The organism is Streptomyces sp. NPDC127106, assembly GCF_042677605.1.
Taxonomy (GTDB): domain Bacteria; phylum Actinomycetota; class Actinomycetes; order Streptomycetales; family Streptomycetaceae; genus Streptomyces.
Genome location: NZ_JBHXTC010000051.1, coordinates 29,080 through 40,597 on the forward strand (window position 1 = coordinate 29,080; position 11,518 = coordinate 40,597).

At 71.4% G+C, this 11,518-nt stretch carries 12 protein-coding genes and 1 pseudogene; 4 read left to right on the forward strand and 9 right to left on the reverse strand.

The window, feature by feature from the left end; genetic code table 11:
• Window positions 1–198: 198 nt before the first annotated feature.
• Window positions 199–1,002 carry a bifunctional hydroxymethylpyrimidine kinase/phosphomethylpyrimidine kinase gene (gene thiD / locus ACFVGY_RS30135; RefSeq protein WP_385683128.1) on the reverse strand — a complete coding sequence of 268 codons (804 nt, stop codon included), beginning with the start codon at window positions 1,000–1,002 and terminating at the stop codon, window positions 199–201.
• Window positions 999–1,979 (reverse strand): thiamine-phosphate kinase, encoded by a 981-nt coding sequence (locus tag ACFVGY_RS30140; protein WP_385683131.1) that lies wholly within the window; start codon window positions 1,977–1,979, stop codon window positions 999–1,001. The genes thiD and ACFVGY_RS30140 overlap by 4 nt, the downstream gene beginning before the upstream one ends.
• A 245-nt stretch (window positions 1,980–2,224) precedes the next feature.
• On the opposite strand from ACFVGY_RS30140, the gene ACFVGY_RS30145 reads away from it, so the two are divergent.
• Both ACFVGY_RS30145 and ACFVGY_RS30150 read left to right on the forward strand, forming a co-directional pair.
• Window positions 2,225–2,458 (forward strand): Lrp/AsnC family transcriptional regulator, encoded by a 234-nt coding sequence (locus ACFVGY_RS30145; protein WP_179172577.1) that lies wholly within the window; start codon window positions 2,225–2,227, stop codon window positions 2,456–2,458.
• Window positions 2,459–2,481: 23 nt separating this feature from the next.
• Window positions 2,482–2,979 (forward strand): DUF3515 family protein, encoded by a 498-nt coding sequence (locus ACFVGY_RS30150; protein WP_385683134.1) that lies wholly within the window; start codon window positions 2,482–2,484, stop codon window positions 2,977–2,979.
• 73 nt (window positions 2,980–3,052) lie between these two features.
• On the opposite strand, the gene ACFVGY_RS30155 is transcribed toward ACFVGY_RS30150, so the two are convergent.
• From ACFVGY_RS30155 to ACFVGY_RS30165, 3 genes are read right to left on the reverse strand one after another with little or no spacing between them, the layout of a single operon-like run.
• The gene (locus ACFVGY_RS30155) at window positions 3,053–4,210 is read right to left on the reverse strand and encodes a D-alanine--D-alanine ligase family protein (RefSeq protein ID WP_385683137.1); all 1,158 of its coding nucleotides are present in this window, start codon (window positions 4,208–4,210) and stop codon (window positions 3,053–3,055) included.
• 39 nt (window positions 4,211–4,249) lie between these two features.
• Window positions 4,250–5,260 (reverse strand): NAD(P)H-dependent glycerol-3-phosphate dehydrogenase, encoded by a 1,011-nt coding sequence (locus tag ACFVGY_RS30160; protein WP_385683140.1) that lies wholly within the window; start codon window positions 5,258–5,260, stop codon window positions 4,250–4,252.
• On the reverse strand, window positions 5,257–6,009 hold the full coding sequence (locus tag ACFVGY_RS30165) for a lysophospholipid acyltransferase family protein (protein ID WP_385683143.1): 753 nt from the start codon (window positions 6,007–6,009) through the stop codon (window positions 5,257–5,259). The genes ACFVGY_RS30160 and ACFVGY_RS30165 overlap by 4 nt, the downstream gene beginning before the upstream one ends.
• 181 nt (window positions 6,010–6,190) lie before the next feature.
• Here ACFVGY_RS30165 and cofC point away from each other — a divergent pair.
• Window positions 6,191–6,862: pseudogene (cofC, locus tag ACFVGY_RS30170) on the forward strand (2-phospho-L-lactate guanylyltransferase); the annotation flags it as partial.
• A 282-nt stretch (window positions 6,863–7,144) separates the two neighbouring features.
• Here cofC and ACFVGY_RS30175 read toward each other — a convergent pair.
• From ACFVGY_RS30175 to leuC, 4 genes are all read right to left on the reverse strand, one after another.
• The gene (locus ACFVGY_RS30175) at window positions 7,145–7,816 is read right to left on the reverse strand and encodes an HU family DNA-binding protein (protein WP_385683146.1); all 672 of its coding nucleotides are present in this window, start codon (window positions 7,814–7,816) and stop codon (window positions 7,145–7,147) included.
• A 144-nt stretch (window positions 7,817–7,960) separates the two neighbouring features.
• On the reverse strand, window positions 7,961–8,188 hold the full coding sequence (locus ACFVGY_RS30180) for a hypothetical protein (RefSeq protein ID WP_189811706.1): 228 nt from the start codon (window positions 8,186–8,188) through the stop codon (window positions 7,961–7,963).
• A gap of 137 nt (window positions 8,189–8,325) precedes the next feature.
• Window positions 8,326–8,919 carry a 3-isopropylmalate dehydratase small subunit gene (gene leuD, locus ACFVGY_RS30185; RefSeq protein WP_385683149.1) on the reverse strand — a complete coding sequence of 198 codons (594 nt, stop codon included), beginning with the start codon at window positions 8,917–8,919 and terminating at the stop codon, window positions 8,326–8,328.
• A gap of 3 nt (window positions 8,920–8,922) precedes the next feature.
• A complete protein-coding gene (leuC, locus tag ACFVGY_RS30190) occupies window positions 8,923–10,347 on the reverse strand; it encodes a 3-isopropylmalate dehydratase large subunit (RefSeq protein ID WP_385683152.1) in 1,425 nt (474 codons plus the stop codon).
• Window positions 10,348–10,532: 185 nt separating this feature from the next.
• On the opposite strand from leuC, the gene ndgR reads away from it, so the two are divergent.
• Window positions 10,533–11,249, forward strand: coding sequence for an IclR family transcriptional regulator NdgR (gene ndgR, locus ACFVGY_RS30195; RefSeq protein WP_114054338.1), 717 nt, complete (start codon window positions 10,533–10,535; stop codon window positions 11,247–11,249).
• Window positions 11,250–11,518 lie beyond the last annotated feature (269 nt).

The following is an 11,518-nucleotide window of genomic DNA, read 5'->3' on the forward strand; positions in this document are numbered from 1 at the left end:
CTTCAAACACGCCTGCAAGTGACTCGCGCTTCCGGTCCCGTCCGAGTTCCCCAAGCCTTTACTGTTTCCCAGTATGCCGGTACCACCTCGTGGACCGGCCTTTTGCCTGTGCGGGAGCGTCCTTCTCTCCTTGCAGGAAGCCCGCCGCATCACGTGATGCGGCGGGCTTCCGTCCGTTCCGGGGGTCGGCGGGGTGCGTCAGCGGCGCCACTGCCAGGCGTGGTCCACCGGTCCGATGCCGCCGCCGAGCGCGAAGCCGGCTGCGATGGCGCCGGTCACGTACTCCTTGGCCTCCATGACGGCCTGCGGCACGTCCTGTCCCTTGGCGAGCCCGGCCGCGATCGCGGCGGCCAGCGTGCAGCCGGTGCCGTGGGTGTGCCGGTTGTCGTGGCGGAGGGAGCGCAGCCACAGCTGCGTCTCGCCGTCGGTCAGGAGGTCGGCGGCCTCGCCGCCGTGGGCGGCCAGGTGGCCGCCCTTGATCAGCGCCCAGTCGGGGCCGAGGGCGAGGACGGCGTCGGCGGCCCGCCGCATGTCGTCCTCGCTCTCCACGACGACCCCGGTGAGCTGTGCCACCTCGTCCAGGTTGGGCGTCGCCACGGTGGCCCGCGGCAGCAGCTCCCCGCGTACGGCGTCCAGCGCCGAGGGGGCGAGCAGCGCGTCCCCGTGCTTGGAGACCCCGACGGGGTCCACGACCGCCGGGGCCCCGGTGGCGGCCAGCAGCCCGGCCACCGTCTCCACCAGAGCGGCGGAGGAGAGCATCCCGGTCTTGACCGCCTGGACGCCGATGTCGTCGGCGACGGCCCGGTACTGGGCGGTCACGGCCTCGGCGGGCAGCTCCCAGACCCCGCGCACCCCGAGGGAGTTCTGCGCGGTCACGGCGGTCACCACGCTCATCCCGTGCACGCCGAGCGCCAGCATGGTCTTGAGGTCGGCCTGGATGCCGGCGCCGCCCCCGGAGTCCGATCCGGCAACGGTCAGGCACAGCGGGGGCGCGTCGCTCATCGGGGGATCTCCTCGGAGGGGTCGGAACCGAAGTGGTCCCAGCCGCCGGTGCTGGTCCAGGGCGCCCCGTCCACGGTCACCTGGGGCAGTGCGGACCGGTTCAGGACCTCCCCGATGACCTTCCAGCGGGCGGGCAGCTTCACGTCGGGCGGGAAGGTCGCCACGATGGCGTGATCCTCTCCCCCGGTGAGCACCCACTGCAAGGGGTCGACGCCGACGGCCTGCCCGATGTCGTGCATCTGCGTCGGGATGTCGACGGCGGCCGAACGCAGGTCGATCCGCACCTTGCTGGCCTCCGCGATGTGCCCGAGGTCGGCGATCAGGCCGTCGCTCACGTCGGTCATGGCGGTGGCACCGAGTCCGGCCGCCGCGGGGCCCGCGTGGTACGGGGGCTCGGGGCGCCGGTGCGCCTCGACGAAGGCCCGCGGGGAGCGGAAGCCGCGCTTGAGGACCGCGTAGCCGGCCGCGGACCAGCCGAGCCAGCCGGTGACGGCGACGACGTCGCCGGGCTGGGCGCCGGAACGCAGCACGGGCTCGTGGTTGCGCAGGTCGCCGAGGGCGGTGATGGAGACGGTGATGGTGTCGCCGCGGACGACGTCCCCGCCGACCACGGCCGCTCCGGCGACCTGGCACTCGTCGCGCAGGCCGTCCATCAGCTCGGTGGGCCAGGTGACCGGCAGCTCGGCCGGGACGACCAGGCCGAGCAGCAGCGCGGTCGGCACCGCGCCCATGGCGGCGATGTCGGCGAGGTTCTGCGCGGCGGCCTTGCGTCCGACGTCGTAGGCCGTGGACCAGTCGCGCCGGAAGTGCCGGCCCTCCAGCAGGATGTCCGTGCTCGCCACGACCCTGCGGTCGGGGGCGGACACCACTGCGGCGTCGTCGCCCGGTCCGAGCCGGACCGCCGGGGTGGTGGTGAGCCGTGAGGTGAGCTCCCGAATGAGCCCGAACTCCCCCAGCTCGCCCACAGTGCCCTTCATCGCTGTGCCCCTTCTTGCCCAGTCCGCTTGCGGTCGCGCCCCGTCACAGCTCTGGGTACCGTCAACTGATACGTCAACTTCTGCTCTTCGTACGCCCCGCCGTGCGTGGCGCCGATCACCCGGGTCTCCCCGTGGTGCACGGCGACGCGGTACCGTGGCGTCCCTTCTTCCCCGGGCCCACCCGCTGTCCATGGGCCCATCTTGAGGTTAGGGGAATCGATCCTCGTGGCCGCTCTGGAGGTTCCGTGGTACAGGCGTACATCCTCATCCAGACCGAGGTGGGCAAGGCGTCGTTCGTCGCCGAGTCCATCAGCCAGATCCCGGGGGTGATCCAGGCGGAGGACGTGACGGGCCCGTACGACGTGATCGTGCGCGCCCAGGCGGACACCGTGGACGATCTCGGCCGGATGGTGGTCGCCCGCGTCCAGCAGGTGGAGGGCATCACCCGCACCCTGACCTGCCCCGTGGTCCATCTGTAGCCCCCGTCTACTCTTGGCCGGTGATGTCGATCCACCACCGGCCGCTCCGTGTCCGTGTGCCCGCCCTGTCCGCCCTGGTCGTGGCAGCCGCCCTCGCGGGCTGCTCCCCGGGCGGCGGCGCGGCCCGGGTGGACCCGCCGCCCACACCGCCCTCCGACGTCGCGGGGTTCTGCGCGGCGCTGCACAAGGAACTCCCGGAGACGGTGGCCGGTCTGGAACGGACTCCCACCGAGCCGGAGTCCGGTCTGACCGCCGCGTGGGGCGGCTCGGCGATCGTACTGCGGTGCGGTATCCCCAAGCCCGACAAGATGGCCGATCCCCGGCAGGAAGGCGTCCACGTGAACGACGTCGCCTGGCTGCTGGAGAAGCTGGACGACGGCTCCTTCCGGTTCACCACCGGGATGCGGCGGGCGTACACGGAGGTCCGGGTCGACAAGGAGCACGCCGTGGACGCGGGGATGCTGGTCGGGCTGTCCACCGCGATCGCCAGGACCGTTCCCGAGGGGATCTCCTCGTACTGACACACCGACCGCCCGCCGGGATTCCCCCGGCGGGCGGTTTCGCGTGTGCGGGCGGGCGCGCCGCGGGCAGCGGCTAGCGCAGCCCGGTGGAGCGGCGCAGGGCCGCCTGGATCAGGCGGTCCACCAGCTCCGGGTAGGAGATGCCCGTCTCCTGCCACATCCGCGGGTACATGGAGATCGGCGTGAAGCCGGGCATGGTGTTGATCTCGTTGATGACGAAGGTGCCGTCCTCGGTGAGGAAGAAGTCGGCGCGCACCAGGCCCTCGCAGGACGCGGCCTCGAAGGCCTCGATCGCGAGCCGCTGCACCTCGGCGGTCTGCTCCGGGGTGAGCGGGGCGGGCACGATGCCCGCGGCGGAGTCGATGTACTTGGCCTCGAAGTCGTAGAAGTCGTGGCTGGAGACCGGCGGGATCTCGGCGGGCGCGCTCGCGCGCGGCCCGTCCTCGAACTCCAGCACCCCGCACTCGATCTCGCGGCCGCGCAGCAGCGCCTCCACGATGACCTTCGGGTCGTGGCGGCGGGCCTCGTGGATCGCGGCGTCCAGTCCGGACACGTCGTCGACCTTGGTGATGCCGATGGAGGACCCGGCCCGGGCGGGCTTGATGAACAGCGGCCAGCCGTGCTCGTCGGCGAAGTCCAGGATGCGGGCCTTGGCGGCGTCCTGGTCGGCCTCCCACTCGCGGGGGCGGATGGTCAGGTACGGGCCGACGGCGAGGCCGAAGGAGGCGAAGACGCGCTTCATGTACTCCTTGTCCTGGCCGACGGCCGAGGCCAGGACGCCCGAGCCGACGTACGGGACGCCGGAGAGCTCCAGCAGGCCCTGCAGGGTGCCGTCCTCGCCGTACGGGCCGTGCAACATCGGGAAGACGACGTCGACCTCGCCCAGCGCCTTGGGAACGGCACCCGGCTCGGTGTAGACGACCTCGCGGCTGGCCGGGTCGACGGAGAGCACGACGCCGCCCTCGTCGGACTCCGCGAGCTCCGCGACGCTCGGGAGCTTGCGGTCGGCGATCGCCATCCGCTCGGGCGCGTCGGCGGTCAGCGCCCAGCGACCGTCCGTGGTGATGCCGATGGGCAGCACCTCGTACTTGGAGCGGTCGATGGCGCGCAGCACGGCGCCCGCCGTGACGACCGAGATGGCGTGTTCCGAGCTGCGGCCGCCGAACACGACGGCCACGCGGGGCTTGCGGCCCTGCTGCTCAGGGGTCTGGGGGAGGTTCTCGCTGCTCATATCGCCACGAGGGTACCCGCTCATACGTCCGGAAAGGAGTCAGCGCCGTTCCGGTTTGGCGCTGCGTGCCATGAGGTCCTTCAGCGCGACCAGCGGCGGCTTGCCGTGGTGGACGATCTCGACGACCGTGTCGGTGATCGGCATGTCGACCCCGTGGCGGCGGGCCAGATCGGCCACCGACTGGCAGGACTTGACGCCCTCGGCGGTCTGCTTGGTGACCGCGATGGTCTCCTCCAGGGTCATCCCGCGGCCGAGGTTGGTGCCGAAGGTGTGGTTCCGGGAGAGCGGCGAGGAGCAGGTGGCGACCAGGTCCCCGAGGCCGGCGAGGCCGGAGAAGGTCAGCGGGTCGGCGCCCATGGCCACGCCCAGCCGGGTGGCCTCGGCCAGGCCCCGGGTGATGAGCGAGCCCTTGGTGTTGTCGCCGAGGCCCATGCCGTCCGCGATGCCGACGGCGAGGCCGATGACGTTCTTCACGGCGCCGCCGAGCTCGCAGCCGACGACGTCGGTGCTGGTGTACGGCCGGAAGTAGGCGGTGTGGCAGGCGGACTGGAGGCGCTGGGCGACGGCTCCGTCGGAGCAGGCGACGACCGCCGCGGCGGGCTGCCGGGCGACGATCTCGCGGGCCAGGTTGGGGCCGGTCACGACGGCGACCCGCTCGGCGGGCACCTTGGCGACCTCCTCGATGACCTCGCTCATCCGCTTGGCCGTGCCCAGTTCGATGCCCTTCATCAGCGAGACGAGAACGGTGTCGGGCTCCAGCAGCGGGGCCCATTCGGCAAGGTTGCCGCGCAGGGTCTGGGAGGGGATCGACAGGACGGTGAAGTCGGCGCCGCGGGCCGCCTCGGCCGGGTCGGTGGTGGCCCGCAGGTTCGCCGGGAGCTCCACGCCGGGGAAGTAGTCCGGGTTGGTGCGGCCGGTGTTGATGGCGTCGGCGACCTCCGGGCGGCGGGCCCACAGGGTGACCTCGCAGCCGGCGTCGGCGAGCACCATGCCGAAGGCGGTGCCCCAGGAGCCCGCCGAGAACACGGCTGCCTTGACGGGACGCGTCACTTGGTGCCCTCCCCCGCGGCCTTGCGCCGCTGTTCCGCCCTGGCCTTGCGGTGGTCGTACGGCTGGTCGGGCGCCTTCTCGTCGCGCAGCTCCTCCAGGAGGGCGGTGATGGCCGCCATGATGGCCTCGGTGGCCTCCTTGAGGACCTCCGGGGTGGGCTCCCGGTCGTAGTACGCGGAGAGGTCCACCGGCGGCCCGGCGAGCACCTGGAGGGTCTTGCGCGGGAACAGCCGGACCTTGTTCTCCTTGGCGTACGGCGGCATGGCCAGGTTGGCGCCCCACTGGGCCACCGGGATGACCGGCACCTTGGTCATCAGCGCGACGCGCGCGGCGCCGGTCTTGCCGGACATCGGCCACACCCCGGGGTCGCGGGTGAGGGTGCCCTCCGGGTAGAAGGCCACGCACTCGCCGCGCTCGATGGCGTCCACGGCGGACCGGAACGCGTCCAGGGCGTTGGTGGTCTCGCGGTAGACGGGGATCTGGCCGGAGCCGTGCAGGATGGCGCCGACGAACGGCACCTTGAACAGGGCGGCCTTCGCCAGGAAGCGGGGCACGCGGCCGGTGTTGTACTGGTAATGCGCGTAGGAGAGCGGGTCCAGGTACGAGTTGTGATTGACGGCGGTGATGAATCCGCCGTCGGCCGGAACGTGCTCCATTCCCCGCCAGTCCCGCTTGAAAAGCACCACGAGCGGCGGTTTTGCGATGACCGCCGCCAGGCGGTACCAGAAGCCGATTCTGCGGCGGGACACTCGGACACCTTCCTCTGGGCTCGGGGACCGGTGCACTCCTTGGGCACCTCGTCGGCCGCAAGTGTGGCCTCGGGACCGGTCCCTGTCGAGAACACCGTACGCCCCGCTCAGCCCGCCGAAGCCCCGGGTCGGGCGGCGGGGGCGACAATGGACCGATGCATGACCGGCTGATGACCCGGCCATGGCACGCGGGGTGGTGCCGCCGGGCACCGGAGGGAAGGGGTCCGCCACGAACGCCGTCTGGAGCCTGGTGATCCCGCTGAAGCCCTTGGCGGTGGCCAAGAGCCGCCTCGCAGCGGCCGTGGGCGCCTCGCGGCCGGGGCTGGCGCTGGCGTTCGCGCAGGACACCGTGGCGGGGGCGCTGGCCTGCCCGGCGGTGGCGGATGTGGTGGTCGTCACGGACGACCGGGCGGCGGGGGCGGAACTGGCCCGGCTGGGGGCGCGGATCGTGCCGGACGCGCCGGGCGCGGGCCTCAACGCGGCCCTCGCCCACGGGGCGCGGGAGATACGCGCGGTCCGGCCCCGGGCGGCGCTCGCCGCGATGAATGCGGATCTCCCCGCACTGCGTCCGCCGGAATTGCTACGCGTGCTCGAAGTGGCATCCGCATTTCCCCGGGCATTTCTCGCGGATGCCGCGGGAATCGGTACGACCTTGCTTTCCGCAGGGCCGGAGACGGAATTGGCACCCTCGTTCGGGGGGCCGTCGCGGGCCCGGCATTCCGCGTCGGGGGCGGCGGAAATCGCCCTGTCGGGGGTGGACAGCGTGCGCCGGGACGTGGACACCGGAGCGGACCTGCGCAGGGCGCTCTCCCTGGGCGTGGGCCCGCACACGGCCCGATACAGTGCCGGTATGCAGGCGACCGCGTACACGTACGACCCCCAGACCCGCAGCGGCAGTGTGCTGCTGGACGACGGCACGCCGGTGCCGTTCGACGCCCCGGCGTTCGACGCGGGCGGGCTGCGGCTGCTGCGCCCGGGCCAGCGGGTCCGGATCGAGACCTCGGGGGAGGGCTCAAGCCTGCGGATCACCCTGGTCACCTTGCAGACGTTCTGACGAGGAAACCTCTGACCTGCGATGGCGCACCGCGGGCCGGCTCCCCTGGGGGAAGCCGGCCCGGCGTGTGAGACGTGTGCCCTACTTCTTGCGGGCCGTGGTCTTCTTCGCAGCGGTGGTGGTCTTCTTCGCAGCGGTCGAGCGCGCCGTGGTCTTCTTGGCCGGGGCCTTCTTCGCGACGGCCTTGGTGGCGGGCGCGGTCTTCTTCGCGGCGGTCGCCTTCTTGGCGGCCGTCGTCTTCTTCGCCGCGGCGGTGGTCTTCGCCGCCGTCGCCTTCTTGGCCGCGGTGGTCTTCGCGGCCGTCGTCTTCTTGGCCGCCGTGGTCTTCTTCGCCGCGGCCGCCGTCTTCTTCACGGCCGCCTTCTTGGCGGCGGTGGTCTTCTTGGCCGCGGCCTTCTTGACCGTGGCGGAAGCGCCGCCGGTCAGGCTGCCCTTGGGCGCCTTCTTCACGGCCACCTCGTCGCCCTTGGGGAGCTTCTTGGTGCCGCTGACCAGGTCCTTGAAGCCCTGGCCCGCGCGGAAGCGGGGAACCGAGGTCTTCTTGACCCGGACGCGCTCACCCGTCTGCGGGTTGCGGGCGTAGCGGGCCGGCCGGTCGACCTTCTCGAACGAGCCGAAGCCCGTGACCGAGACCCGGTCGCCCGCGACGACCGCACGGACCATGGCGTCCAGTACCGCGTCGACAGCGTCGGCGGCCTGCTGGCGGCCGCCCAGCTTGTCGGCAATCGCTTCTACGAGCTGCGCCTTGTTCACGTCTTCCCCTTCGGAGACTTCGCCAGAACGAATGTGTTCAAGCTTATTTCGCACGTTAGGCGGATATATACCGCAAATCAAACACGAAACGGGCTAATCACCCTAGTGCCGCAACGGAAGTGCCCGTTGCGGAGTTCCTTCGCATCAGTCGCCTTCAGGGAATCGACCCTCGTCAAGGTCCTTCATCAACCTGTCCAGGCGCCTTGCCGCATCGGCGAGATCATGTTTCGCCGCAGCCGTGACGACCAACAGCTTCCGGGACAGCGCCATCCTTACGCCCTCCGGGACTTGCAGTGTGCGCACCCGTGTGTGTGCTTCTTTCAACCGGTCCGCGACGAGTTGGTAGAGCTCCAGTTGACTGTCGCGTTCCATGCACAGATTGTGCCATCTGGGGCGAGTTGTCGCCTCACGGGGCCTCAACACACGACTGTGCCCCCCGCCGTGGGGCGGGGGGCACAGTGTTGTCCGCGTGATCTTCAGAAGGTGAATAACCCCTGATCAGGCCGTAATCAGGCGCGAATCGTACGCGGCTTGAAGCCGGGCCGGACGCTTTCGTACGCAGCGATGTCGGCTTCGTTCTGAAGGGTGAGCGAGATGTCGTCCAGGCCCTCCAGCAGACGCCAGCGGGCGTTGTCGTCGAGTTCGAACTCCGCCTCGATTCCCGCCGCGCGGACCTGGCGGGCGACCAGGTCGACGGTCACCTCGGCGGCCGGGTCGGCCTCGGTCAGCTCCCACAGGCGGTCGACGGTCTCCTGCGGGAGGACCACCGTCAGCAGCCCGTTCTTCAGCGAGTTGCCGCGGAAGATGTCGGCGAAGCGGGAGGAGATGACCGTTTTGAATCCGAAGTTCTGCAGGGCCCAGACGGCGTGCTCGCGGGAGGAGCCGGTGCCGAAGTCGGGGCCGGCGATCAGCACCGTGGCGCCCGCGCGCTCGGGGCGGTTGGTGACGAACTCGGGGTCCTTGCGCCAGGCCTCGAAGAGGCCGTCCTCGAACCCGTCGCGGGTGATCTTCTTCAGCCAGTGGGCCGGGATGATCTGGTCGGTGTCGACGTTGCTGCGGCGCAGCGGCACGGCCCGGCCGGTGTGGGTGGTGAAGGCTTCCATGGTTCAGACTCCGGCGGTGGCGTGGACGTCGGACAGGTCGGCGGGCGAGGCCAGGTGGCCCAGGACCGCGGTGGCGGCGGCCACCTGCGGGGAGACCAGGTGCGTACGGCCGCCCTTGCCCTGCCGGCCCTCGAAGTTGCGGTTGGAGGTGGACGCGGAACGCTCACCGGGGGCCAGTTGGTCGGGGTTCATGCCCAGGCACATGGAACACCCCGCGTGCCGCCACTCGGCGCCGGCCTCCTTGAAGACCTGGTCCAGGCCCTCCTCGACCGCCTGGAGGGCGACGCGGACCGAGCCGGGGACGACCAGCATCCGTACGCCGTCGGCGACTTTGCGGCCCTTGATGACGTCCGCGACGGCACGCAGGTCCTCGATCCGGCCGTTGGTGCAGGAGCCTACGAAGACGGTGTCCACCTTGATGTCCCGCAGCGGCTGCCCGGCCGTCAACCCCATGTACTCCAGGGCCTTTTCGGCGGCCAGGCGCTCCGAGGCGTCCTCGTACGAAGCCGGGTCGGGGACGCTGGCCGACAGCGGCGCGCCCTGGCCCGGGTTGGTGCCCCAGGTGACGAACGGCGACAGGGAGGCGCCGTCGATGACGACCTCGGCGTCGAAGACCGCGTCCTCGTCGGTGCGCAGGGTCTGCCAGTAGGCGACCGCCGCGTCCCAGTCCTCGCCCGTCGGGGCGTGGTCGCGGCCCCGGAGGTAGTCGAAGGTGGTCCGGTCGGGAGCGATCATGCCCGCGCGGGCGCCGGCTTCGATCGACATGTTGCAGATGGTCATGCGGGCTTCCATCGACAGCTTCTCGATGGCCTCGCCGCGGTATTCGATGACGTAGCCCTGGCCGCCGCCGGTGCCGATCTGGGCGATGATCGCCAGGATCAGGTCCTTGGCCGTGACGCCCTCGGCCAGCTCGCCCGTGACGGTGATGGCCATCGTCTTGGGACGCGCCATGGGCAGCGTCTGGGTGGCCAGGACGTGCTCGACCTGGCTGGTGCCGATGCCGAAGGCCAGCGCGCCGAAGGCGCCGTGCGTGGACGTGTGCGAGTCGCCGCAGACCACGGTGGTGCCGGGCTGGGTCAGGCCGAGCTGCGGTCCCACGACGTGGACGACGCCCTGCTCCACGTCGCCCAGCGGGTGCAGGCGCACGCCGAACTCGGCGCAGTTCTTGCGCAGCGTCTCCAGCTGGGCCCGGGAGACCGGGTCCGCGATCGGCTTGTCGATGTCGAGGGTGGGGGTGTTGTGGTCCTCGGTCGCGATGGTGAGGTCGAGACGGCGGACCTTGCGGCCGGCCTGACGCAGGCCGTCGAAGGCCTGGGGGCTGGTCACCTCGTGCAGCAGGTGCAGATCGATGAAGAGGAGGTCGGGCTCGCCCTCGGCGCGCCGGACGACGTGGTCGTCCCAGACCTTCTCCGCGAGTGTCCTACCCATCGCTTTCCCTCCGGCCGGCCGGTGCGGCCGGCGCTTCATAGAGATGTGGTGCGCCTGATCGCCGGTACCCCACGTGCCGGACGACGGCCTCGGACCCAGTGGTTCGTGGACCCGCACATACAGACTCGCTGGTTCTTGGAAAAATTGAACTTGCGTTTCACAGTGTGAGACGTGAATATCGTTTCATGGACAACTCTAGCGGCGTCGGCGTTCTCGACAAGGCAGCTCTGGTACTGAGCGCACTGGAGTCCGGTCCGGCCACCCTCGCCGGGCTGGTCGCGGCGACAGGGCTCGCACGACCCACGGCACATCGGCTGGCCGTGGCACTGGAACACCACCGGATGGTGGCGAGGGACATGCAGGGCCGGTTCATCCTGGGGCCGCGGCTGGCGGAGCTCGCCGCCGCGGCCGGCGAGGACCGCCTGCTGGCCACGGCGGGACCGGTACTCACCCACCTGCGGGACGTGACCGGGGAGAGCGCGCAGCTCTACCGCCGGCAGGGAGACATGCGCATCTGCGTGGCGGCCGCCGAGCGGCTCTCCGGTCTGCGGGACACGGTGCCGGTCGGCTCCACGCTCCCGATGAAGGCCGGCTCGGCCGCACAGATCCTGATGGCCTGGGAGGAGCCCGAGCGGCTGCACCGCGGGCTCCAGGGCGCGCGCTTCACGGCGACGGCCCTGTCCGGCGTGCGGCGGCGCGGCTGGGCGCAGTCGATCGGCGAGCGGGAGCCCGGTGTGGCGTCCGTCTCGGCGCCGGTGCGCGGGCCGTCGAACCGTGTGGTGGCCGCCGTGTCGGTGTCCGGGCCGATCGAGCGCCTGACCCGCCACCCCGGCCGGATGCACGCCCAGGCGGTCATCGACGCCGCAGCGCGCCTGACCGAGGCCCTGCGCCGGGCCGGCTGACCTTCCTGACGCTTTTCCCCTTCCCCCGGGCCCGGGGGCGCGTACGACGCCGCACACGTCCGAACACGCGCCTCCGGGCCCGTTCTTGTGCCCGTCCGTGCGTGCGTGCCGCGCCCGCGGGGCGGGAGCGCGTACGGCGGCGGGGACGGTGACAGGAAAGGTGACGGGGAAGGTGGCGGGGTGGCGAACGACGAAGAGGCCCTCCGCGATGACGCGGAGGGCCACTCCAGTGGGGAACCCCCCCCCCCTTATAAACCGCGCGAACCCCC

Coding starts and splice junctions, on each gene's coding strand:
- ACFVGY_RS30155 (WP_385683137.1), bottom strand. CDS start 4,210: ATGAGCAGCGAGAACCTCCCCCAGACCCCTGAGCAGCAGGGCCGCAAG.
- thiD (WP_385683128.1), bottom strand. CDS start 1,002: ATGAGCGACGCGCCCCCGCTGTGCCTGACCGTTGCCGGATCGGACTCC.
- ndgR (WP_114054338.1), top strand. CDS start 10,533: ATGGACAACTCTAGCGGCGTCGGCGTTCTCGACAAGGCAGCTCTGGTA.
- leuC (WP_385683152.1), bottom strand. CDS start 10,347: ATGGGTAGGACACTCGCGGAGAAGGTCTGGGACGACCACGTCGTCCGG.
- ACFVGY_RS30180 (WP_189811706.1), bottom strand. CDS start 8,188: ATGGAACGCGACAGTCAACTGGAGCTCTACCAACTCGTCGCGGACCGG.
- ACFVGY_RS30150 (WP_385683134.1), top strand. CDS start 2,482: ATGTCGATCCACCACCGGCCGCTCCGTGTCCGTGTGCCCGCCCTGTCC.
- ACFVGY_RS30140 (WP_385683131.1), bottom strand. CDS start 1,979: ATGAAGGGCACTGTGGGCGAGCTGGGGGAGTTCGGGCTCATTCGGGAG.
- leuD (WP_385683149.1), bottom strand. CDS start 8,919: ATGGAAGCCTTCACCACCCACACCGGCCGGGCCGTGCCGCTGCGCCGC.